19 protein-coding genes are annotated in these 23,784 nt (G+C 66.0%); 8 read left to right on the top strand and 11 right to left on the bottom strand.

Going from position 1 to position 23,784, the window contains the following annotated elements; all coding sequences use genetic code 11:
- Window positions 1–98 precede the first annotated feature (98 nt).
- Window positions 99–569 carry an Lrp/AsnC family transcriptional regulator gene (locus ACZ50Q_RS21555; RefSeq protein WP_076519462.1) on the bottom strand — a complete coding sequence of 157 codons (471 nt, stop codon included), beginning with the start codon at window positions 567–569 and terminating at the stop codon, window positions 99–101.
- Window positions 570–762: 193 nt separating this feature from the next.
- Between ACZ50Q_RS21555 and ACZ50Q_RS21560 the strand changes: the two genes are divergently transcribed.
- A complete protein-coding gene (locus ACZ50Q_RS21560; protein ID WP_092577915.1) occupies window positions 763–1,779 on the top strand; it encodes a 1-aminocyclopropane-1-carboxylate deaminase in 1,017 nt (338 codons plus the stop codon).
- 14 nt (window positions 1,780–1,793) lie between these two features.
- Here ACZ50Q_RS21560 and ACZ50Q_RS21565 read toward each other — a convergent pair whose 3' ends face one another.
- Window positions 1,794–3,035, bottom strand: coding sequence for an MFS transporter (locus tag ACZ50Q_RS21565; RefSeq protein ID WP_464079503.1), 1,242 nt, complete (start codon window positions 3,033–3,035; stop codon window positions 1,794–1,796).
- A 147-nt stretch (window positions 3,036–3,182) separates the two neighbouring features.
- Here ACZ50Q_RS21565 and ACZ50Q_RS21570 point away from each other — a divergent pair, with 147 nt between their 5' ends.
- From ACZ50Q_RS21570 to ACZ50Q_RS21585, 4 genes are all read left to right on the top strand, one after another.
- Window positions 3,183–4,091 (top strand): LysR family transcriptional regulator, encoded by a 909-nt coding sequence (locus tag ACZ50Q_RS21570; protein WP_464079504.1) that lies wholly within the window; start codon window positions 3,183–3,185, stop codon window positions 4,089–4,091.
- A gap of 189 nt (window positions 4,092–4,280) precedes the next feature.
- Complete coding sequence (gene puuE / locus ACZ50Q_RS21575; RefSeq protein WP_464079505.1) at window positions 4,281–5,225, top strand: allantoinase PuuE; 945 nt, start codon at window positions 4,281–4,283, stop codon at window positions 5,223–5,225.
- 11 nt (window positions 5,226–5,236) lie between these two features.
- On the top strand, window positions 5,237–6,952 hold the full coding sequence (locus tag ACZ50Q_RS21580; RefSeq protein WP_464079506.1) for a hydantoinase/carbamoylase family amidase: 1,716 nt from the start codon (window positions 5,237–5,239) through the stop codon (window positions 6,950–6,952).
- A 4-nt stretch (window positions 6,953–6,956) separates the two neighbouring features.
- Window positions 6,957–8,195: a M20 family metallopeptidase gene (locus tag ACZ50Q_RS21585; protein ID WP_464079507.1), complete on the top strand. Its 1,239-nt coding sequence runs from the start codon at window positions 6,957–6,959 to the stop codon at window positions 8,193–8,195.
- Between the two features lie 57 nt (window positions 8,196–8,252).
- Here ACZ50Q_RS21585 and ACZ50Q_RS21590 read toward each other — a convergent pair whose 3' ends face one another.
- Window positions 8,253–10,304, bottom strand: a complete 2,052-nt coding sequence (locus ACZ50Q_RS21590; RefSeq protein ID WP_464079508.1) for an OPT family oligopeptide transporter — start codon at window positions 10,302–10,304, stop codon at window positions 8,253–8,255.
- Window positions 10,305–10,524: 220 nt separating this feature from the next.
- Here ACZ50Q_RS21590 and mdeB point away from each other — a divergent pair, with 220 nt between their 5' ends.
- The 3 genes from mdeB (at window position 10,525) to ACZ50Q_RS21605 (ending at window position 16,403) form a co-directional block, all read left to right on the top strand.
- Window positions 10,525–13,212 carry an alpha-ketoglutarate dehydrogenase gene (mdeB, locus tag ACZ50Q_RS21595; RefSeq protein WP_464079509.1) on the top strand — a complete coding sequence of 896 codons (2,688 nt, stop codon included), beginning with the start codon at window positions 10,525–10,527 and terminating at the stop codon, window positions 13,210–13,212.
- Between the two features lie 243 nt (window positions 13,213–13,455).
- Window positions 13,456–15,756, top strand: coding sequence for an NADP-dependent malic enzyme (locus tag ACZ50Q_RS21600; RefSeq protein WP_464079510.1), 2,301 nt, complete (start codon window positions 13,456–13,458; stop codon window positions 15,754–15,756).
- A gap of 194 nt (window positions 15,757–15,950) precedes the next feature.
- Window positions 15,951–16,403 (top strand): DUF2214 family protein, encoded by a 453-nt coding sequence (locus ACZ50Q_RS21605; RefSeq protein WP_464079511.1) that lies wholly within the window; start codon window positions 15,951–15,953, stop codon window positions 16,401–16,403.
- A gap of 83 nt (window positions 16,404–16,486) precedes the next feature.
- Here the strand turns inward: ACZ50Q_RS21605 and ACZ50Q_RS21610 are convergent, their stop codons facing one another.
- From ACZ50Q_RS21610 to ACZ50Q_RS21645, 8 genes are all read right to left on the bottom strand, one after another.
- Window positions 16,487–17,596 (bottom strand): hypothetical protein, encoded by a 1,110-nt coding sequence (locus ACZ50Q_RS21610; RefSeq protein ID WP_464079512.1) that lies wholly within the window; start codon window positions 17,594–17,596, stop codon window positions 16,487–16,489.
- A gap of 91 nt (window positions 17,597–17,687) precedes the next feature.
- Window positions 17,688–18,998, bottom strand: coding sequence for a citrate synthase (locus ACZ50Q_RS21615; RefSeq protein WP_076519449.1), 1,311 nt, complete (start codon window positions 18,996–18,998; stop codon window positions 17,688–17,690).
- A 19-nt stretch (window positions 18,999–19,017) separates the two neighbouring features.
- Complete coding sequence (locus tag ACZ50Q_RS21620) at window positions 19,018–19,278, bottom strand: succinate dehydrogenase assembly factor 2 (protein ID WP_076519448.1); 261 nt, start codon at window positions 19,276–19,278, stop codon at window positions 19,018–19,020.
- A gap of 26 nt (window positions 19,279–19,304) precedes the next feature.
- A complete protein-coding gene (locus tag ACZ50Q_RS21625; RefSeq protein WP_006389365.1) occupies window positions 19,305–20,021 on the bottom strand; it encodes a succinate dehydrogenase iron-sulfur subunit in 717 nt (238 codons plus the stop codon).
- An 18-nt stretch (window positions 20,022–20,039) separates the two neighbouring features.
- The gene (gene sdhA, locus ACZ50Q_RS21630; protein ID WP_076519446.1) at window positions 20,040–21,818 is read right to left on the bottom strand and encodes a succinate dehydrogenase flavoprotein subunit; all 1,779 of its coding nucleotides are present in this window, start codon (window positions 21,816–21,818) and stop codon (window positions 20,040–20,042) included.
- A gap of 3 nt (window positions 21,819–21,821) precedes the next feature.
- A complete protein-coding gene (gene sdhD, locus ACZ50Q_RS21635; RefSeq protein WP_076519445.1) occupies window positions 21,822–22,205 on the bottom strand; it encodes a succinate dehydrogenase, hydrophobic membrane anchor protein in 384 nt (127 codons plus the stop codon).
- A complete protein-coding gene (gene sdhC, locus ACZ50Q_RS21640; RefSeq protein WP_076519444.1) occupies window positions 22,206–22,619 on the bottom strand; it encodes a succinate dehydrogenase, cytochrome b556 subunit in 414 nt (137 codons plus the stop codon). It lies immediately after the preceding gene.
- A 120-nt stretch (window positions 22,620–22,739) separates the two neighbouring features.
- Window positions 22,740–23,519, bottom strand: a complete 780-nt coding sequence (locus ACZ50Q_RS21645) for a GntR family transcriptional regulator (protein WP_464079513.1) — start codon at window positions 23,517–23,519, stop codon at window positions 22,740–22,742.
- Between the last annotated feature and the right edge of the window lie 265 nt (window positions 23,520–23,784).

Consider the following 23,784-nt stretch of genomic DNA (forward strand, 5'->3'; position numbering starts at 1 on the left):
CATTGCGCCGTCTACGCGCCACCAAAATCTGGCAATCCAAAATGCCGCAGCGCGTCATTTTGATTTGCATGAAAGCCAAGTGTTGCATTTAAGCCGCGTCAAACCGGAAGCGCGGTGGTCGACATGATCTCTTTCAGGACAAAAAACGTGCGGATCTGGCGTACGCCAGGCAGCTTGATGATCTCGCCCGCATGCAGCTTGTTGAAGCGTTCAAGATCCCGTATGCGCAGCATGAGGAAGTAGTCGAACTCCCCCGCGACCAGATGGCATTCCAGGCAGCCGCTGATGCCCTTGGCCGCTTCCTCGAAGTCGGTGAACGAATCGGGCGTGGAGCGGTCCAGCACCACGCCCACGATGACCAGCGTGGCCATGTCCACGTCGGCGGGCTCCAGCAGCGCCACGGTCTTTCTGATGACGCCTTCGCTCCTTAGCCGTTCGACGCGCCGCAGGCACGCGGCCGGACTCAGGTGCACGCGCGCGCTCAGGTCCAGGTTGGTGATCTGCGCGTCCTCCTGGAGGATGCGCAGGATCTGCCGGTCGATGCGGTCCAGCGTGAAAACGGCGGTCATGCGATACGTCCCTGAAAATAATATTTCGTGGCGGATTTTGTTTTCGAAATAATAAATCCATTAATCGGTATGAACGATTTTTTGATTTAACGATTTAAAAAAATACGCAATTGACCCCACAACCCCATGATTTCTATGATTTTTGCAAGTCCCGCCGCTGGCGCGGACCCTGCCAGGATCACCAGGAGCCCCCATGGATCTGCAACGTTTCCCCCGCCATCGCCTGACCTTCGGCGACACCCCCATTGAAAAGCTCGACCGCCTGTCCCAGCACCTGGGCGGCAAGGTCGAGATCTACGCCAAGCGCGAGGACTGCAACAGCGGCCTGGCCTTCGGCGGCAACAAGCTGCGCAAGCTCGAATACCTGATCCCGCAGGCGTTGGAGCAAGGCTGCGACACGCTCGTCACCATCGGCGGCATCCAGTCCAACCACACCCGCATGGTCGCGGCGGTGGCCGCCAAGCTGGGCTTGGCCTGCGTGCTGGTCCAGGAGAACTGGGTGGATTATTCGGACGCGGTCTACGACCGCGTCGGCAACATCATGATGAGCCGCCTGATGGGCGCGGACGTGCGGCTGGTGGACCAGGGTTTCGACATCGGCTTTCGCCAGAGCTGGGAAGAGGCGCTGGAAGACGTCAGACGGCGCGGCGGCAAGCCCTATGCGATTCCGGCGGGCGCCTCGGACCATGAACTGGGCGGGCTGGGCTACGTGGGCTTTGCCGAGGAAGTGCGGCGCCAGGAAGCCGAGCTGGGTTTCAAGTTCGACTACATCGTCGTCTGCGCGGTCACGGGCAGCACCCAGGCCGGCATGGTCGTGGGCTTTGCGGCCGACGGGCGCGCCGACCGCGTCATCGGCATCGACGCGTCGGCCACGCCCGACCAGACACGGGCCCAGATCCTGCGCATCGCGCGGCGCACCGCCGATCTGGTGGGACTTGAAAAGCCGATCGAAGACAAGGACGTGGTGCTGGACACGCGCTATGCCTATCCGGCCTACGGCCTGCCCTCGCCCGAAACCAACGACGCCATCCGCACCTGCGCCCGGCTGGAAGGCATGATGACCGACCCCGTGTACGAAGGAAAATCCATGCAGGGGATGATGGACATCATCCGCAAAGGCGAGATTCCCGCCGGATCGAAGGTTCTGTATGCGCACCTGGGAGGGGTGCCGGCGATCAACGCCTACAGCTTTCTCTACCGCAACGGATAACGGCGGCTTCGGCGTTACGGGGTGGCCCTGCGGGGATCTGCGGTAAGGCCTGCGCCTCGCCCGCGCTGCCCGGGAAAGCCGTGACGGCTGGCCGCGCCCGCCACCACCAGCGTCGCGGCCAGCAGTGCCAGCAGCGCGGGCGAGAAGGCGGCGACGCCCGCGCGGGCGAGCAGGACGCCCCCGACGATCCCTCCGCCCGCAATCGCCAGGTTCCAGGCCGTGACCAGCATCGACTGCGCCACGTCGGCCGCACCGCCGGCGGTATGCGCGATCGCGGTCTGGAACAGCGTCGGCGCGCCCCCGAAAGCCAGGCCCCATGCGACCACGGCCACGATCACCACGACGGGTTCATCGCCGCGCACGCCCAGGGCCAGCGCGGACAAGGCGAACAACGCCGTGCTGGCCAGCGTCAGCGCGCGCAGATGGGTGTCGATGAGAACGCCGATGACCCACAGTCCCAGCAAGGACGAAAGGCCGAACACCAGCAGCATCGCGTCCGTGCGATCCCCCATGCCTGCCGCGGCCAGGAAGGGCGCAACGTAGGTGTAGAGAATGTTGTGCGCCAGGACGAACGCGAACACCACGAACAGCACCGCGCGAACGCCCGGCGTCGTGAAGACGCGCCGCATCGGCGCCCGCTCGCCGGCCGCCTGCCCGGCGAAGTCCGGCACCTGCACGCGCACCCACGCCATCAGGATCAGCGCCAACGCGCTCATGATGCCGAAACACGACCGCCAGCCCACCAGGTTGCCCAGAAACGTGCCTGCCGGCACGCCGAGAGACAACGCCAGGGGCGTGCCGACCATGGCAATCGCGATGGCGCGCCCTTTCTGGCGCTCCGGCACCATGCGGGCGGCGTAGCCTGCCGCCAGCGCCCACAGCAGCCCGGCCGACACGCCCGCCAGGAAACGCGCCGCCATGATCCATTCAAAGCGCGTGGATACCGTGGTGACGGTATTGGCGATGACGAATCCGCCAATCGCCGCCAGCAGCAACCGTCGCCGGCGCACGCCCTGCGTCGCGGCGGTCAGGGGGATCGCCGCCACGAGCGAGCCGATGGCGTAGACGGTCACCATCTGGCCGGCCATCGCTTCGGAAATGCCCAGCCCGGCGCTGATCTGCGGCAGCAGGCCCGCCGGCAGCGCTTCGGTCAGGATCGTGATGAAACCTGCCAACGCCAGCGCCAGCAGCGATGCAATCGGCAGGCGCGCCCCATCCGCGCCGCCCTCGGGAATCCGGGTTGTTGAACTGGTCATGCTCTGCCTTTTTGAAGCCCGGCCCGCGCTGACTGTGGGCGCCGGGCTGGACGGGTTGATCGAAGGCAGCCATGGTCGCCTCCAGAGGGGCTCGCGACAATAATGCTAATGTTCAAAACAATTCCGACAAATTTTCCTTAATCCAGCATGGTCGAATCCCTGAGCGCCATTGCCTTCTTCGTGCAGGCCGCCGAAACGCGAAATTTTTCCGAGGCGGCCCGCAGCCTCGGCGTGTCCTCGTCCACGGTGGGCAAGGGCATCTGCCGGCTGGAAGCGCGGCTGGGCGTGCGTCTGTTCCATCGCAGCACACGCAGCATCACGCTGACCGCCGAGGGTGCGCTGTTCCTCGAGCGTTGCCGCCGCATTCTGTGCGAAGTCGAATCGGCCGAGCTCGAACTGTCCGAAACCCGGCAAGCGCCTGGCGGCCGGCTGCGTATCAGCCTGCCTCTGGTGGGCATGCTGATCATGCCGGCGCTGACCGACTTCATGCACCGATACCCCGCCATCGAGCTGGACGTGGATTTTTCGGACCGCCTGGTCGACGTGATCAACGAGGGCTTCGACGTCGTCATGCGCACCGGCGAGCCCACCGACTCGCGCCTGGTGTCGCGTCCGGTCGGCACGTATCGGCTGCTGCTCGTCGCGTCGCCCGCCTACCTGGCAGCTCGCGGAACGCCTGCGTCCCCCGCCGACCTGGCGCATCACGCCTGTCTGCAGCACAAATTTCCCAGCACCGGAAAACTCGAACCCTGGCCCTTGACGCGCGCCCCCGACGCGCCGGAATGGGCGCTGCCGGTCTCGATGACCTGCAACACGTCCGCGGCCCTGCTGGATGTCGCGCTGGCGGGCCTGGGCATCGCGTGCCTGCCCGACTTCCTGGTCCGGCCGTCGCTGGAACGGGGCGACCTGGTATCGGTGCTGGACCGGCACGTCCAGCATGAAGGCACCTTCCGGCTGCTGTGGCCATCGAGCAAGCACCTCGCGCCGAAGCTGCGGGTCTTTATCGATTTCATGGGCGCGGCGTTGTTCAAAGGCGGGCAAGCGCCCCCCGCGTGATCGACGGAATTCACCGGAATTCGCCATCCAGGGCGATGGCTAGGGCAATCTCGGGTGGCCCATCTCTGGTATTTGATGTACATACTTTGTATACATGAAAGAGTCCGTGCAAGACCGATGCAACACCGGCAAACCGCCAGGCCGCCGGTCCCTCCTTCCCCTAGCCGCCCGCCCTGCGCTGCCCCGCCGATGCCCGCCTACGACGCCACGCTGCCCTACCCCCGCGACCTCATCGGATACGGACGCAATCCTCCCCACGCCCGATGGCCGGGCAACGCGCGCATCGCCGTGCAGTTCGTCCTGAATTACGAAGAAGGCGGCGAAAACAGCGTGTTGCATGGCGACGCGGGATCGGAGCAGTTCCTGTCCGAGATGTTCAATCCGGCAAGCTACCCGGACCGCCATCTCAGCATGGAGGGCATCTATGAATATGGCTCGCGGGCCGGCGTGTGGCGGATCCTGCGCGAATTCGAAAAGCGGCAATTGCCGCTGACCGTGTTCGGCGTCGGGATGGCCCTGCAGCGCCATCCCGACCTCGCCGCCGCGTTCGTCGAACTGGGCCACGAGATCGCCTGCCATGGCTGGCGCTGGATCCACTATCAGGACGTGGACGAAGCCACGGAACGCGAGCACATGCGCCTGGCCATGGACGCCATCACGGCGCTGACCGGCACGCGTCCGCTGGGCTGGTACACGGGACGCGACAGCCCCCGCACGCGCCGGCTGGTGGCCGATTACGGCGGCTTCGAGTACGACAGCGACTACTACGGCGACGACCTGCCGTTCTGGATGCAAGTGCGCAAGACCGACGGCTCGGTCGCGCCGCAACTCATCGTGCCCTACACGCTGGACTGCAACGACATGCGCTTCGCGCTGCCGCAGGGCTACTCGCACGCCGAGCCCTTCTTCAAGTACATGAAAGACAGCTTCGACGCGCTCTACGCCGAGGGCGACGAATCGCCCAAGATGCTCAGCATCGGCATGCACTGCCGCCTGCTGGGCCGGCCCGGGCGCATCGTCGCGCTGCAGCGATTCCTGGACCACATCGCGCGCCACGACCGCGTCTGGGTATGCCGACGCCTGGACATCGCGCGCCACTGGAAAACCACGCACCCTTTTGATCCCGCCCGTTGAACAGGACCCACATGGCCGACCTCCTAGACGATCTCAACGCCGCCCCGGCTGCCCAGGCCCAGGCGCAGCTTGCCGATCTGTACCCGCACGCGCCCTGGGTCGCCGAGCAGGCGCTGCGCTCGCGACCCTTCCGGTCCGTCGCCGACCTGCGCCAGCGCCTGCGCCAGGCGGTGGACGGCGCCAGCCTTGACACGCGCCTGGCATTGCTGCGCGCCCAGCCCGCCTTCGGGCCGCTGCCCGGCGCCGATGCGGCGCACGCCGAGCGCCTGGCGCAGCTCACGGCGCAATACGCGGCCCGCTTCGGCTTCGGATTCATCGCCGCCGATCGCGGCCCCCGCGGCACGCCGCTGGACGGGGCAAGCCTCCTGGAAGACCTGTCGCGGCGCCTGGACAATCCCCCTGACGCCGAACCGCAAGAAGCGCTGCGCCAATTGCACCGGATGGCCGAACTGCGTCTGCGCGCGCGTTTTGGCGAACCCGCGCTAGGCAACGACATCTGGGACTGGCACGAAGCGCTCAGCGCCTACAGCGATCCCGGCTACGCCGAAAAGGGCCAGCTCACGGTCACGTACCTGACCGACGCGCACCGGGCCTGCGCCGCGCGCCTGTCGCAATGGATGCGGGACTGCGGCTTTGACGAGGTCGGGATCGACGCGGTCGGCAACGTGGTCGGCCGCTACCGCGCCGACCGGGCCGACGCGCCCGTCCTCATGACCGGCAGCCACTACGACACCGTGCGCAATGCCGGCAAGTACGACGGGCGGCTCGGGATCTTCGTGCCCATGGCGTGTGTGCGCGCGCTGCACCGGCAGGGCCGGCGCCTGTCGTTCGATATCGAAGTGATCGCCTTCGCCGAAGAAGAAGGCCAGCGCTACCGGGCCACCTTCCTGGGATCGGGCGCGCTGATCGGCGGCTTCAACCCCGGATGGCTGGACCAGAAGGATGCCGACGGCGTCACGATGCGCGAGGCCATGGCGCACGCCGGCCTCGATATCGACGGCATCGCGGCGCTGCGGCGCGATCCGGCCGCCTACCTGGGCTTTGTCGAGGTGCACATCGAACAGGGGCCCGTCCTGTATGAACTGGGCCTGCCGCTGGGCGTCGTCACGTCCATCAATGGCTGCGTGCGGCACCAGGTGCAGATCCTGGGACTGGCCAGCCACGCGGGCACCACGCCCATGGACCGCCGGCGCGACGCGGCCGTGGCCGCCGCCGAACTGGCGCTCTACGTCGAACGGCGCGCCGCCAGCGATGGCGACTCGGTCGGCACCGTGGGCATGTTCGAGGTCCCCAGCGGGTCGATCAATGTCGTGCCGGGCGAATGCCGTTTCAGCCTGGACCTGCGCGCGCCCAGCGATGCGCAGCGCGACGCGCTGGTGGACGACGTGCTGGCCGAGCTGGCCGCCATCTGCCAGCGGCGCGGCCTGCGCTACGCGATCGAGGAAACCATGCGCGCCGCCGCCGCGCCCAGCGACCCGCGCTGGCAGCAGCGTTGGGAACGCGCGGTGGACGCCCTGGGCGTGCCCGTGCACCGCATGCCCAGCGGCGCGGGCCACGACGCCATGAAGCTGCACGAGATCATGCCCCAGGCCATGCTGTTCGTGCGCGGCCAGAACAACGGCATCAGCCACAACCCCCGCGAATCCACCACCAGCGACGACATCGAACTTGCCGCGCAGGCCATGCTCGGCCTGCTGGATGCGCTATCCAACGAAACCACGACGTAAAACCATGACCGACTACGCCCGACTTGACGCCTGGGTGGACGCCCATTTCGACGAAGAAGTCCGCTTCCTGCAGGAACTGGTGCGCGTGCCCACCGACACGCCGCCCGGCAACAACGCGCCGCACGCCGCGCGCACCGCGCAACTGCTGCAGGCGTTCGGCCTCGAGGCCGAAGCGCATCCCGTGCCGGCCCAGGCGGTCGCGGACTACGGCATGCAGTCCATCACCAACCTCATCGTGCGCCGCGAGTATGGCGGCGCCGGCCCGCGCATCGCGCTCAATGCCCACGGCGACGTGGTGCCGCCCGGCGACGGCTGGACCCACGACCCCTACGGCGCGGACATCGAAAACGGCAGCCTGTACGGCCGCGCCGCCGCGGTCAGCAAGAGCGACTTCGCCAGCTTCACCTTCGCCGTGCGCGCACTGGAAGCCGTGGCCAGGCCGGCGCGCGGCGCGGTCGAGCTGCACTTTACCTATGACGAGGAATTCGGCGGCCTGCTGGGACCCGGCTGGCTGCTCGGGCAGGGCCTGACCCGGCCCGACCTGCTGATCGCGGCCGGCTTCAGTTATGAAGTCGTGACCGCGCACAACGGCTGCCTGCAGATGGAAGTGACGGTGCACGGCAAGATGGCCCACGCCGCCATTCCAAGCAGCGGCGTGGACGCGCTGCAGGGCGCCGTCCACATCCTCAACGCCCTTTACGCGCAGAACGCGCTGTACCGCAAGATCACGTCGCAGGTGCCCGGCATCTCGCATCCGTATCTGAACGTGGGCCGGATCGAGGGCGGCACCAACACGAACGTGGTGCCCGGCAAGGTCAGCTTCAAGCTGGACCGCCGCATGATTCCCGAGGAAAACGCGGTCGAGGTCGAGGCCGACATCCGTCGGATCATCGAGGAGGCCGCGGCGTCGCAGCCCGGCATCCGCGTGGACATCAAGCGGCTGCTGCTCGCCAACGCGATGCGCCCCCTGCCCGGCGCGCAACCGCTGGTGCACGCCATCCAGAAGCATGGAGAAGCGGTCTTCGGCGAACCGATACCGGCGATGGGCACACCGCTCTACACCGACGTGCGGCTCTATGCCGAAGCCGGCATACCCGGCGTGATCTATGGCGCCGGCCCGCGCACGGTGCTGGAATCGCACGCCAAGCGCAGCGACGAACGCATCGTGCTGGAAGACCTGCGCCGCGCCACCAAGGTCATCGCCCGCGCGCTGTCGGACCTGCTGCGGGCCGAAGGTGACTGACATTCCCTGGGGACCGTCTCCCCAGGGTGTCAGACACCGCCCTCCCGGCCAGCCGCGCTACGAAAGCCGCAGCACGCGGCGCGAAAACAGCACGGCCACCAGCACGAATACCGCCAACCCCAGGTAGGACGCGGTCGTGGCGAAGCCTTCGCCCGCGATCGCCAGCGGCGCCTCGGTGCCCGCGGCGCCGATGATCGCCGCCATCAGCACGCCCACCAGGCTCTCGCCCACGATCAACCCGGACGCAATCAGCACGCCGCGCCGGTTGGCCGCCTCGGCATAGCTGTCGTAGGGCTGCCCGGCGGCGGCCGCGCGGCGCCGCAGCACGCGTTCCAGCAGCCAGGCCAGCAGCGCGCCCGCCACGATGGGCGCGGCCACGGTCGGCGGCAGGTAGATGCCGATGCCGACCGCCAGCACCGGGATGCGCGCGACCTTGCAAGTGCGCTTGAGGATTTCGTCCACCACGATCAGGCCCACGCCGACGGCCATGCCGATCAGGATCATGGTCCAGTTGAGCTGGTGGGTGAAGATGCCGCGCGTGATCGCCAGCATCAGCGTGGCCTGCGGCGCGGACAGCGCCTGCGATGCGTCCATGCCTTCGCGCGGCATCGCGTCCGCGAAACCGTAGGCGTTGTACAGCAGTTCAAGCACGGGGGAGATCACCGCCGCGCCCACCACGCAGCCGATCAGCAGCGCGACCTGCTGGCGCCACGGCGTAGCGCCCACCAGCCAACCCGTTTTCAGGTCCTGCAGGTTGTCGTTCGAAATGGAAGCGACCGCCACCACCGCCGAGGTGCTGAAGATCGCCAGCGCGATCGCCATCTGCACGCCGTTTTCGATCGCCATCAGCTCGCCGCCGACGCCCAGCATCAGCAATGAAACCAAGACAATGGCGACGATCCCCACCCCGGAGATCGGGCTGGTCGAGGAGCCCACCAGGCCCGCCATGTAGCCGCAAGCCGCGGCCACCAGGAAACCGAACACGAAGGCGAACAGGACCGCATAGGCCACCAGCTTCCAGATGGCGCCAGCCGACAGCGGCACGCCTGACAGGAACACCTGGAACGTGATGACCAGGATCACCACCAGCACCAGCGTCACGGCCGATATCCAACCCGCCGACAAGTCGCGCTCGGTGCGCGGCGCGGCGCCGGCGCGAGCCGCGCCTTCCTTGGTCAGCGCGGAAAACGAGGCCTTCACGCCGCGCGCCATCGGCACGAACAGCGTCGCCAGCGTCCAGATCGCGCCCACGCCGATGACGCCCGCGCCGATGAAGCGCACCTGCGAGGACCACACCCCGGTGGCATATGACGCCAGCGTTGCGCCGGCCGGCATGTCGCCCATCGCGGTCAGGATGGGCACCGCGATGCCCCACGAAATGATCAGGCCCGTCAGCATCGCCAGGCCCGCCACGATGCCGATCAGATAGCCCGCGCCCAGCAGCGCCAGCGAGAAGCCCATGGGCAGCCGGAACACCGCGCCGCCCAGCTCGAACCAGCGGCTGACGCCGTCGCCCAGCACGCGCAGGCCGCTGGCGGCAAAGCTGACCACGGCCGCCGCGATGCCGCCGGCCACGATGTCGCCCATGCCGGTCGCGGCAGGTTTGCCGGCAGGCGGCAAACCCGATTCCAGCTCGTCCTGCTCGCGCTCCGCGCTGCCCACCCGCAGGATCTCGGCCGCCGCCACGCCTTCCGGATAGGGCAGGTTGCTCTGCACCACCATGACGTGGCGCAGCGGAATCGTGAACATCACGCCCAGCATGCCGCCGGCCGCGCAGATGCCCAGCGTCTGCCAGAACGGAAAGCCTTGCCAATGGCCCATCATGACCAGGGCCGGCAGGATGAAGATGATGGCGGACAGCGTGCCGGCCGCGGAGGCCTGCGTCTGCACCATATTGTTTTCAAGGATGTTGGCGTCCTTGAACATGCGCAGGACCGACATCGAGATCACCGCCGCCGGGATGGCGGAGGAAAACGTCAGGCCGACCTTCAATCCCAGGAACACGTTGGAGGCGGTGAAGATCACGGTGATCAGCGCCCCGAGCAGGACGCCCCGGAACGTCAGTTCCGGCAGGGTGACCTCCGCAGGGACGCGCATGGGTTCAGTCATGGGTTTCTCCCGTTTCTCCCGATTGATAGCCGCGAATTCTAGCGCCTTGGCGTCCGCCCAGTGGTCACCAGCCGTAAGCGGGGTTTCACGGTAGAAGCTGCCGTAACGGCAAAACCTCACGACACAATATGCTGATTCGCGCCGGATTCGCCCTGGATTTTGATTACCCATGCCACGGGCAAGGGTCTAGCATGGGCGTAAAACAGGAGACGACAACACCATGCTCGACCCTCGCCAGCCCCATGCCGCGCCGGCCCTCCCGGACGACGCCGATCCCGCCGAGACCGCCGAATGGCGCGACGCGCTGCAATCCCTGCTTCAGGCCGACGGGGCCGGGCGAGCGGGCTACGTGCTGGACAGCCTGCTGGGCCACGCCGCCACCCTGGGGCTGCGCGCCAACAGCCAGACCCGCACCGCCTACCTGAACACCATCCCCGCCGACCAGGAACCGCCTTTCCCCGGCAACCTGGCCGTCGAGGAACGCATCGCCCGCATCAACCGCTGGAACGCCCTGGCCATGGTGGTGCGCGCCAATCAGGCGCACGGCGAACTGGGCGGCCACATCGCCAGCTACGCGTCGGCCGCCGACCTGTTCGAAGTCGGCTTCAACCACTTCTTCCGCGCGCGCACGGCCGCCAGCCCCGGCGACATCGTCTACATGCAGCCCCACTCGGCGCCCGGCGTCTACGCCCGCGCCTACCTGGAGGGCTTCCTGGGCGAAGCGGACCTGGCCCACTTCCGCCAGGAAATCACCGCGACCGCGCGCGGGCTGCGCGGCCTGTCCTCTTATCCCCATCCCTGGCTGATGCCGGATTTCTGGCAGTTCCCCACCGGGTCCATGGGCATCGGTCCCATCAACGCCATCTACCAGGCGCGATTCACGCGCTACCTGGAGCACCGTTCGCTGGTGCCCGGCGGCGACCGCAAGGTCTGGGGCATCTTCGGCGACGGCGAAATGGACGAGCCCGAATCCATCGCCGCCCTGACGCTGGCCGCGCGCGAAAAGCTCGACAACCTGATCTTCGTCGTCAACTGCAACCTGCAGCGCCTGGACGGCCCGGTGCGCGGCAACGGCCGCATCATCGACGAGCTGGAAACCCTGTACGCTGGCGCGGGCTGGAACGTCATCAAGCTTGTCTGGGGCGGCGACTGGGACGCGCTGCTACGCCGGGACACCGGCGGCGCGCTGGCCCGCGCCTTCGCCAACACCGTCGACGGCCAGTTCCAGACCTTCGCGGCCAACGATGGCGCCTTCAACCGCGCCCATTTCTTCAACCAGAACCCGGAGCTGGCCACGCTGGTGGCCGACTGGTCGGACGAGGCCATCGACCGCCTGCACCGCGGCGGCCACGACATGGTGAAGATCCATGCCGCCTACCACCGCGCGGTGCGCCACCGCGGGCAGCCCACCGTCATCCTGGCGCAGACCAAGAAGGGTTTCGGCATGGGCGCGGCGGGCCAGGGCAAGATGACCACGCACCAGCAGAAGAAGCTGGACGACGAAGCCCTGCTCGCCTTCCGCGACCGCTTCGCCCTGCCGATCTCCGATGCCGACTGCCTGGCCCTGAAGTTCTATCGTCCCGCCGACGACAGCGCCGAAATGCGCCACCTGCAGGCGCGCCGCGCCGCGTTGGGCGGGTACATCCCGCGCCGCAATGCCGAGGCGCCGCGCCTGGCGCCGCCGCCGGCCGATCAGTGGGCGCGCTTTGCGCTGGCTGCCGACGGCAAGGAAATGTCGTCCACGATGGCCATCGTGCGCATGCTCACCGCCCTGCTCAAGGACACCACGGTGGGGCCGCGCATCGTGCCCATCGTCGCGGACGAGGCCCGCACCTTCGGCATGGCCAACCTGTTCCGGCAGATCGGCATCTATTCCGCGCAGGGCCAGCTCTACGAGCCCGAGGACATCGGCTCGGTGCTGTACTACCGCGAGGCCCGCGACGGACAGATCCTGGAAGAAGGCATCACCGAGGCCGGCGCCATCTCGTCATGGACCGCCGCCGGCACCAGCTATTCGGTCAACGGCCTGCCGATGCTGCCGTTCTATATCTATTACTCGATGTTCGGATTCCAGCGCATCGGCGACCTGATCTGGGCCGCCGCCGACCAGCGCGCGCGCGGCTTCCTGATCGGGGCGACCTCCGGCCGCACGACGCTGGGCGGCGAAGGACTGCAGCATCAGGACGGCTCCAGCCACGTCATGGCCGCCGCCGTGCCCAACTGCCGCGCCTACGATCCGGCCTACGCCTATGAGGTGGCCGTCATTGTGGATCACGGCATGCGCCGCATGCTGGACGAGCAGCGCGATGAGTTCTTCTACCTGACCGTCACCAACGAGAACCTGGCGCAGCCCGACATGCCGCAGGATCCCGAAACCCGCGCGGGCATCCTGCGTGGCCTCTACCGGCTGCGGCCGGCGCGCGGCAAGGCCCAGGTGCGGCTGCTGGGCGCCGGCCCCATGCTGCGCGAGGCCGAGACGGCCGCTGCCCGCCTGCATGACGAATACGGCGTGGACGCGGAAGTCTGGAGCGTCACCAGCTTCTCGGAACTGGCCCGCAGCGGGCGCCAGGCCGAGCGCGCGCGCGTGCTGGGCCTGGAAGCCGGCGCGGACGACGACTGGGTGCGCACGTGCCTGGCGGGCAGCGACGCGCCGGTCATCGCCGCCAGCGACTACGTGCGCGCGGTGCCCGAACAGATCCGCGCCTGGGTGCCGGCGCCCTACCGCACGCTGGGCACGGACGGCTTCGGCCGCAGCGACACCCGCGCCCAACTGCGCGATTTCTTCGAGGTGAGCGCGGACTGGATCACGCTGTATGCGCTGGACAGCCTTGACCGTCAGGACGACGCGCGCGCGCTGCGCCAGAAACTCAACGCCGCCAGCCGCCAATCCCCTCCCTGGGAAATCTAGGCCGCTTTCCTCACCGCTCATCCGCCCAGACTCATCCGGCCGACCGAGGCGGCGTTCGCTTCTGCTTGATCAAAAGCGAACGCTCGCTGCACTGCAGCAACCAAGCACCCGCGCTTTCTGGTGAAATACGGGTGTTCCCTATGCATTTCGCAAAGAATACGGCGGGCCGCGAGCCCGCCTTGTTTTGTCATCCCCGTTTTCTATCTCCGTTTTTTTCCGTTAGCCCTTTCAGGCCCCGATCCCATGGACGAAACTCTCACCAAACTGGCGTTGGACTACCACGCCTATCCCACCCCCGGCAAAATCTCGGTCACCCCGACCAAGACCCTGGCCAACCAGGACGACCTGTCCCTGGCCTACTCCCCCGGCGTGGCTGCGGCTTGCATGGCCATTTTCGACCAGGGCGACGACGCGGCCTCGAAGTACACCTCGCGCGGCAACCTGGTGGGCGTGATCACCAACGGCACCGCCGTGCTGGGCCTGGGCAACATCGGCCCCCTGGCCGCCAAGCCCGTGATGGAAGGCAAGGGTTGCCTCTTCAAGAAATTCGCCGGCATCGACGTGTTCGACATCGAGCTGGCCGAGAACGATCCGGACAAGCTCGTCGACATCATCGCCGCGCTCGAGCCCACGCTGGGCGGCGTCAACCTTGAAGACATCAAGGCGCCCGAGTGCTTCTACATCGAGAAGAAGCTGCGCGAGCGCATGAAGATCCCCGTCTTCCACGACGACCAGCACGGCACCGCGATCATCTCGTCGGCCGCCATCCTGAACGGCCTGAAGGTCGTGAACAAGGACATCGGCTCGGTCAAGCTGGCCTGCTCCGGCGCCGGCGCCGCCGCCATCGCCTGCCTGGACCTCCTGGTCCACCTGGGCATCAAGCGCGAAAACATCTACGTGGTGGACTCGCGCGGCGTCATCTGGGACGGCCGCGACGAGAACATGGAGGCCAACAAGAAGCGCTACGCGCAAAAGACCGACGCGCGCACGCTGGCCGACGTGGTCAACGGCGCCGACGTGTTCCTGGGCTGCTCCACCGCCGGCGTGCTGACCGGCGACATGGTCAAGACCATGGCCGACCGCCCGCTGATCCTGGCCCTGGCCAACCCGGAACCGGAAATCCGCCCCGAAGTCGCCAAGGCCGCGCGCCCCGACTGCATCATCGCCACCGGCCGTTCGGACTACCCGAACCAGGTCAACAACGTGCTGTGCTTCCCCTTCATCTTCCGCGGCGCCATGGATGCCGGCGCCTCGCGCATCACCGAGGAAATGAAGCTGGCCTGCGTCAAGGCCATCGCCGACCTGGCCCAGGCCGAGCAGAACGATGAAGTGGCCCGCGCCTACGCCGGCCAGGAACTGTCGTTCGGCCCGGACTACATCATTCCCAAGCCCTTCGACCCGCGCCTGATCGTCCAGATCGCGCCGGCCGTGGCGCAGGCCGCCGCCGACTCCGGCGTGGCTGCCCGCCCCATCGAGGACATCGAAGCCTACCGCCAGAAGCTGATGGGCTTCGTGTACCACTCCGGCCAGCTGATGCGTCCGCTGTTCGCCCAGGCCAAGAAGGCGCCCAAGCGCGTCATCTACGCCGACGGCGAAGACGAGCGCGTCCTGCGCGCCGTGCAGACGGTTGCCGATGAAAAGCTGGCGTTCCCGATCCTGATCGGCCGCCCCGCCGTCATCGAGATGCGCATCCAGAAGGCCGGCCTGCGCCTCATCGCCGGTCAGCACTTCGAGATCGTGGATCCGGAAGACGACAGCCGCTTCAACGAAACCTGGAACGCGTACTACCAGTTGAAGGGCCGCGAAGGCGTGACGCCGGCCATCGCCAAGGCGATGATCCGCAAGCACAACACGCTGATCGGCGCGATGCTGCTGCGCCGCGGCGACGCCGATGCGCTGCTGTGCGGCGTGGCCAGCAAGTACGACAACCAGCTCAAGTACATCGACGAAATCATCGGCAAGAAGGAAGGCCAGACCTACGCCGCCCTGAACGTGCTGATGCTGCCCGACCAGACGCTGTTCGTCACCGACACGCACGTCAACGAAAACCCGACGGCCGAAGAAGTCGCCAACATCACCATCCAGGCCGCCGACGAGATGCTGCGTTTCGGCGTGGTGCCCAAGATCGCCCTCCTGTCGCACTCGAACTTCGGCAGCCGCGTCACGGAATCGTCGCGCAAGATGTCGGCCGCGCGCCAGATCGTGCAGGATCGCGCGCCGGACCTGGAAGTCGACGGCGAAATGCACGCCGACGCCGCCCTGTCCGAAAAGATCCGTGTCCTGGCCTACCCGGACAGCACGCTCAAGGGCCCGGCCAACCTGCTGGTCATGCCCAACCTGGACACCGGCAACATCACGTACAACATGCTGAAGATGACTGGCAGCAATGGCGTCGCGATGGGTCCGATCCTGCTGGGCGCCGCGCGTCCCGTGCACATCCTGACCACCAGCGCCACCGTGCGCCGCATCGTCAACATGACGGCGCTGGCCGTGGTGGATGCGCAGCAGGAAGCCGCCGAAGAAGCCAAGAAGCGCCGCCGCTGATCGGACGGTGCCGCAGTAACGCCTCGGGCGCCCCAAACGGGGCGCCCGTTGTTTTTCCGGGATGCCCGGCCCGGCCAATGCCCGAATGCCCCAATGCCCCAATGCCCGCCTGACGCGCCGCGCGCGCGACAGCGCTGGCCCGCCCCCCTACGCCAGTGGTAAAACGCTAGCTTGTCATTTTTCCTGGAGACGACATGCTGGCCGATGCAATGTATGCCTGGTTCCACTACCTGGCGATTTTCGTGCTGGTGGTCGTCCTGACCGCTGAAGCCGTACTGCTGCGTCCGGACCTGACGCCCTCGGGCGTGAAGCGCCTCATCGTCTATGACCGCCTGTATGGCGTGAGCGCCGTCATCGTGCTCATCACCGGCGTGCTGCGCCTGATGCTCGGCGCCAAGGGCGCCGCGTTCTACATGAGCAATCCCTGGTTCCACGCCAAGATTGCGCTCTTCGTCATCATCGCGCTCTGTTCGATCCCGCCCACGCTGACCTTCCTGCGCTGGGCCAGGCAGCGGCGGCAACAGCCTGAGTTCGTCCCCGCCCTGCACGAAATCCAGCGCGCGCGGCGCTGGGTGATGATCGGGGCGCACCTCTTCATCTTCCTGCCGCTCTTTGCCGTGCTGATGGCGCGCGGGATCGGCTTCTGACAAAGCCCTACCGAAGCAGCCGGTACTGAAGCAGCCGTCATCGAAGCAGCCGTCATCGAAGCAGCCGGCACCGAAGCAGCCCGCTACGGGCAGCGAGCGCGCGCCGGCGTTTCCGGCTCCTTGCCGTCGACGATGAAGGTGTCGAAGCGGAACACGCCCGCCGCGTCGTTCTTCACGACCTCCAGCACCTCGCCCTGCAGCGTCTGCATCACAGACATGCCCTCAGGCACGTCCTCGGCGCCGGCCCGCGCGGCCGACTGGCCGTGCCACGGGCTGAAAACCAGGACGCCGGGGTACGGCCCGCGCGCGTTTCCTGATCCCAGCCTGGCGGTCTTGACCTGCGTGCCCGCCACATAGGTCATGGCGCCGAACTGCATCGGGCAGGCCAACTCAGCCCCCGTCACGCGCAACAGCCTGCGCGCATCGTCCAGGTACACGGTCGGTCTGCTCAGGAACATTCCCAATAGCCGCACGGCCGTGTCGTCATTCACATCGATCCGCCAGCGGTCCGAATCGCGCGACCCATCGGTGTAAACAGTGCCGCCGGAGCCGCGCACCACGGCCCCGTGGCCCAGCGTCAGTCCCGCGGCCTGGTTGCCTGCCGCCAGCACGCATTGCGTCAGCATCTTTATCGCCCCATCGGGCGCCACATCGAATTCGATGTCCTGCGTGGCGTCGCACCGCCAGCCCTGAACGTCCTGCTCGCCCACGCCGCGCAGAATGACCGTGCGCGGGCGCCGGGCCACGATGTTGTATTCCTTGTCGTATTCGGTATCCAGATAACGCCGCACCGACGTCGCCTGTACGCCCAGGATCGCCACCGCCTGCGGAAAAGCCGCTTCAAGGTAGGTATCGAGCTGCCCCTTGTCCTGCACCTTCAGCCGCGTGCCGGCGGGCATGACCACGCCGCCCACCGTCGTCGGCGCCTGCAACGTGACGTGGTGCGCCGCTTCCTCGCGCCGGATGTCCCGTTCCAGTTGCCACATCATGGCCTGGAACCAGGCATAGAAGCTGAACGGCGCCAAAAGCGCCAGGCACAGCACCGTGGAGGTCTTCCAATACTTGCGGACCGTGCGCCGCGCGCCGCCGCTGACGCCCAGGACCAGCGCCCAGCCCAACAGCAGAATACCCGCGAAGAAGCCTGCGGTAAGCAGAATGAAAAAGCCGGCGGAAGGCAGTGCGACAGGAATCATGGGACGGATGATATCCGCAATTTTCCGGACGACGCGCGGGCGAAAAAAAACCGCCCGAAGGCGGTTTGTTCTGCCGAAGCAGGACCAGCGATCAGCGCTTGTCCATCGGGGGCACGTCGCGCGTGACCGAACCGGTGAAGAGCTGGCGCGGACGGCCGATCTTGTAGTCGGGATCCGACAGCATTTCGTTCCACTGGGCAATCCAGCCCACCGTGCGGGCCAGCGCGAAGATGGCCGTGAACAGCGAGGTCGGGATGCCGATGGCGCGCTGGACGATACCCGAGTAGAAGTCCACGTTCGGGTACAGCTTGCGCTGCACGAAGTACGGGTCTTCCAGGGCGATGCGTTCCAGTTCCATGGCCAGCTTGAACAGCGGGTCGTTTTCCAGGCCCAGGGCCGAGAGCACTTCCTTGCAGGTTTCCTGCATCAGCTTGGCGCGCGGGTCGTAGTTCTTGTAGACGCGGTGGCCAAAGCCCATCAGGCGCACGCCCGAGTTCTTGTCCTTGACCTTCTCCATGAACTCGCCGACCTTGGCGATGCCGCCGTTGGCTTGCAGTTCTTCCAGCATCTGCAGGCAAGCTTCGTTGGCGCCGCCGTGAGCCGGGCCCCACAGGCAAGCCACGCCGGCCGAGATGGCGGCGAACGGGTTGGTGCCCGACGAGCCGCACAGGCGGACGGTCGAGGTCGACGCGTTCTGCTCGTGGTCGGCGTGCAGGATGAAGATGCGGTCCAGCGCGCGCTCGACGACTTCATTGACCTTGTACTCTTCGCACGGCGTGGCGAACATCATGCGCAGGAAGTTGCCCGTGTAGGACAGGTCGTTCTGCGGGTAGATGAACGGTTGGCCTTGCGAGTACTTGTACGCCATCGCGACCAGCGTCGGCATCTTGGCGATCAGGCGGATGGCCGAGATGTGGCGATGCTGCGGGTTCGTGATGTCGGTGGAGTCGTGGTAGAACGCCGACAGCGCACCGACCAGGCCCGTCAGGACGGCCATCGGGTGGGCGTCGCGACGGAAACCGCGCAGGAAGAAATGCAGCTGCTCGTTGACCATCGTGTGATGGGTCACTTGCGAATCGAAATCGGCCTTCTGTTCCTGGTTGGGCAGTTCGCCGTTCAGGATCAGGTAGCAGATGTCCATGAAGTCGCAATTGACGGCCAATTGCTCGATCGGGAAGCCGCGGTACAGCAGCTCGCCCTTGTCGCCGTCGATGTACGTGATGCCCGATTCGCAGGCCGCCGTCGACATGAAGCCGGGGTCAAACGTAAACATGCCCGTCTGGCCGTACAGCTTGCGGATGTCGATCACATCCGGACCGACCGTGCCCTTGTACACAGGGAACTCAATGGGTGCGCTGCCATCCGAGAAGGATAGAGTGGCTTTTTTGTCAGACAGGTTCATGTTTATTCCTCTCAATTAATCAGAGCGCGCGCATCTGGCCAATAATCGTTCGAAGCCGGGGGGTATCCAGGTCGCCTTCGAGTTCCTTACGGGCCAGCAGCAGATCGAGAAGATCGTTGTCTCCCATCTCGAAAAGCTGGGTCAATGCGGCCACATCATCATCGGTAAGTTCAGCCTCATGGGCATCCAGATACCGGGTGATGATCAAGTCGTTTTCGAGCAGGCCGCGGCGCGCCCGCCAACGCAGTCGCGCCCGCTCCAGTTCAGTTAGCCTGCTCATGCTTCACACCTTAAATACACAAAAAACTAGACCGTGCGGCGAACCATCAGTTCCTTGATCTTGCCGATCGCCTTGGTCGGGTTCAGCCCCTTGGGACAGACGTCGACGCAATTCATGATGGTGTGGCAACGGAACAGGCGGTACGGGTCTTCCAGGTTGTCCAGGCGCTCGCCCGTGGCTTCGTCGCGGCTGTCGGCGATGAAACGGTAGGCTTGCAGCAGGCCGGCCGGGCCGACGAACTTGTCCGGATTCCACCAGAACGACGGGCAGGAAGTGGAACAGCACGCGCACAGGATGCACTCGTACAGGCCGTCCAGCTCTTCGCGCGCCTCGGGCGACTGCAGGCGCTCTTTTTCGGGCGGCGGCGTGTCGTTGATGAGGTACGGGCGGATCGAGTGGTACTGGTTGAAGAAGTGCGTCATGTCCACGATCAGGTCGCGGATGACCGGCAGGCCCGGCAGCGGACGCAGGACGATCGGTTCCTTCAGTTCGCGCAGGTTCGTGGTGCAGGCCAGGCCGTTCTTGCCGTTGATGTTCATGGCGTCCGAACCGCACACGCCTTCACGGCACGAGCGGCGCAGGGCCAGGCTGTCATCGACGTCGTTCTTGATGCGCACCAGCGCATCGAGCAGCATCTTGTCGGTGGGCTGGAGTTCGACTTCCAGCTTCTGCATGTAGGGGCGCTCGTCCTTGTCCGGATCGTAGCGGTAGATTTCGAACTTGACGATTCTCTTGGTGCTCATAGTAGGCTCAATCCGGACTTAGAAGGTACGCGCCTTGGGCGGGAAGGACTCGACCGTCAGCGGCTTCATCTGCACAGGCTTGTAATCCAGGCGGCTGCCTTCGGAATACCACAGCGTGTGCTTCAGCCAGTTCTCGTCGTCGCGGGTCGGGTGGTCGTCCAGCGCATGCGCGCCGCGGCTTTCGGTGCGGGCGGCGGCCGACTTGATCGTGGCGCGGGCCACTTCGGTCATGTTCGCCAGCTCCAGCGCCTCGACGCGGGCGGTGTTGAACACCTTGGACTTGTCCTTGAAGTAGATATTGTCGGCTTGCTTGGCCAGATCTTCGATCTGGGTCACGCCTTCGTTCAGCAGTTCCAGCGTGCGGAACACGCCGCAGTGGCGCTGCATCGAGAAGCGGATGGCGTTGCCGATGTCTTGCGTCTTTTCGCCGGAGGTACGCGATTCCAGCTTGTTGATGCGGTCCAGCGAGAACTCGACAGCCTGCTTGGGCAGGTCCTGGTGCGCGTGCTGGCGCTCCGGGTGCGAATTCACGATGTGGTTGCCGGTGGCGCGTCCGAACACGATCAGGTCCAGCAGCGAGTTCGTGCCCAGGCGGTTCGCGCCGTGCACCGACACCGCGGCGCATTCGCCGATGGCGTACAGGCCGTTGACGATCTTGTTCTCGCCGTTTTCGCGCGTCAGCACCTGGCCGTGGTAGTTGGCCGGGATGCCGCCCATCTGGTAGTGGATGGTCGGAACGACGGGGATCGGTTCCTTGATCGGGTCCACGTTGCCGAACTTGATGGCGATTTCGCGGATCGAGGGCAGGCGCTTGTTGATGACGTCGGCGCCCAGGTGGTCGAGCTTGAGGACCACGTAGCTGCCGTCCGGACCGCAGCCGCGGCCTTCCTTGATTTCCTGGTCCATCGAGCGCGACACGAAGTCGCGCGGCGCCAGATCCTTCAGCGTGGGCGCATAGCGCTCCATGAAGCGTTCGCCATCCTTGTTCAGCAGGATGCCGCCTTCGCCGCGCACGCCTTCCGTGATCAGCACGCCCGCGCCGGCCACGCCGGTCGGATGGAACTGCCAGAATTCCATGTCTTGCAGCGGGATGCCGGCGCGGGCAGCCATGCCCAGGCCGTCGCCGGTGTTGATGAAGGCGTTCGTGGAAGCGGCCCAGATGCGGCCAGCGCCGCCGGTGGCCAGCACCGTGGTCTTGGCTTCGAGGATGTAGATTTCGCCCGTTTCCATTTCGAGGGCGGTCACGCCCACGACGTCGCCGGCTTCGTTGCGCAGCAGGTCCAGCGCCATCCATTCGACGAAGAACTGGGTGCGCGCGGCGACGTTGCGCTGGTAGAGCGTGTGCAGCAGCGCGTGGCCGGTGCGGTCGGCGGCGGCACAGGCGCGCTGGACCGGCTTTTCACCGAAGTTGGCGGTGTGGCCGCCGAACGGACGCTGGTAGATCGTGCCATCGGGGTTGCGGTCGAACGGCATGCCGAAGTGCTCGAGCTCGTACACGGCGTTCGGCGCTTCGCGGCACATGAATTCGATGGCATCCTGGTCGCCCAGCCAGTCCGAACCCTTGACGGTGTCGTACATGTGCCAGTACCAGTTGTCTTCGCTCATGTTGCCCAGCGAGGCGCTCACGCCGCCTTGTGCGGCAACCGTGTGCGAACGCGTGGGGAACACCTTGGAGAGCACCGCAACGGACAGCCCCGCTTGGGACAGTTGCAGCGAACAACGCATGCCGGCTCCGCCGGCGCCAACGACCACCACATCAAACTGGCGGCGCGGCAGGGATTTCAGGACAGAGACCACGGCTTAAATGCTCCAGAGGATTTGCGCGAAGTAAACGACCGAACCGATCAACCAGAGGATCGTCAGCACTTGCAGCAGCAGGCGCACGCCCACCGACTTGACGTAGTCCATCCAGATGTCGCGCACGCCGATCCAGGCATGCCAGGCCAGCGCAATGAATGCAAGGGTGGCCAGGATCTGGCCAACCGGAAGAACGCCCACGTAGAAGTTGAACAGCGCGGTCCAGTGTTCGTACGTGAAGGCCGGCATCATCAGGATGCCGATGAGCAGCACCAGCGTGTACACAGCCATGATGACGGCGGTGATGCGCTGGATGATGAAATCCATGACGCCGTAGTGGGCGCCGACGACCAGGCGCTTGGGTCCGTAGTTTTTAGCGGCGGCCATTTACAGCACTCCGAACAGTTTGAGAGCGAACACCAGGGTCAGCGCGAGGCTGACGCCGAACACCACGCCGGCGGTCTTCTTGGACGATTGCTTGTCGATACCGATGTGCAGATCCAGGATCAGGTACCGGATGCCCGCACAGAAGTGATGCAGGTAGCCCCAGATGAGGACCAGGAGGACAAGCTTGACGATCGGATTGCCGGCGTACGCGGCCACGGCGGCGAACGTCTGGGGTGCGGCCACGCTGGCCGCGAACAACGGCAGGATGACCAAGGGAAGACAGAGGAACAACAACGCGCCGCTGACGCGGTGCAGGATGGACAGCTTGCCGGCCAGGGGCAGGCGGTAACTGGCAATTTGCGCAATACCAATATTGCGAAACTGCGGACGTGGCTTGGCAGCGGTGTCGGACATGACGGCCTCGGTGTTTCGGAACTAGGGAATCGTTACGGCTAAATCGCCGCGGCCCTTGCGGGCAAACGCGGTATTTTCGCCCAGAGACGGGTTGGTATCAAATCGTAGGTAAAAAGCTCATCAATTCAGACTATTGCGGTAGTGGTATCGATCGGTCAAGTACAACCCCCGGCGAATTTCCATGGGGCGGTCACCGTATGTGTAAGACACCCGGTCTACCTGCAACAACGGCGTGCCGGCGGCAACATTAAGCAGCGTACAGGCTTCGGCCGGCGCGGCGACCGCGCGCAGCTTCTCGTCCGCGCGCACCATGCTGACGCCGAATTCGGATTCAAACAGGCCATAGAGCGGCGCCTTGTTGGCGGTCAGCAGCTCGAGGGTGAGGCCACGGAAAATGGAGCCGGGCAGCCAGATGTCGTCCAGCACGGTGGGTGTCTGCCCCATGGACAGCAGGCGGCGGATCATGACGACCGTCTCGCCGGCCCGCAGGTCCAGGGCGCGCGCGACCTCGGCCGGGGCGCGCATGCGGCGGCATTCCAGGATGCGGCTTTCCGCGCGGCCGGCCTCGCCCTCTTCGTCGGGGGCCAGGCGCAGGAATCGGTAGCGCACGCGGGCTTCGTGGTGGGTGGCGACAAAAGTGCCCTTGCCCTGGCGGCGCAACAGCATGTGCTCGGCAGCCAGCTCATCGACCGCCTTGCGCACCGTGCCCTGGCTCACCTGGAAACGGGCGGCCAGATCGATTTCGCTGGGGATGAGCTCGCCGGGCTTCCATTCGCCGCGTTCGAGGCTTTGGACAAGCAGATCCTTGATCTGGCGGTAGAGTGGACTGAAAGCGGCCCCCTCGCCCGTCGGACGGGCGGCGCGTGTGCGTAGGGAGGTTTCGGGCCGAGGCTCTGCCATGGATCTTCTTGAAAGTGTCATGTTCATCCGGATGAATGAGAGGGCAACGCAAAGGATGCAAACCCATCCGCAATGCGCTGCTGCCGCCGGTCTTGCAGACTGGCCCAGACGCACGGCCGAGCGGGGCCGCGGCGCATTCGAACAAACGCTCTATTGTGGCATATCGGGAGGCGAGCTGTCCAACGTCTTATGTCTTATATAAGATAGAAGAGCAATTGACGCACACGTAAATCCGATCTAGGATTCAAAGCTGCCCGCGCCCCGC

The sequence above is a fragment of the Achromobacter sp. T5-5 genome (assembly GCF_055397965.1).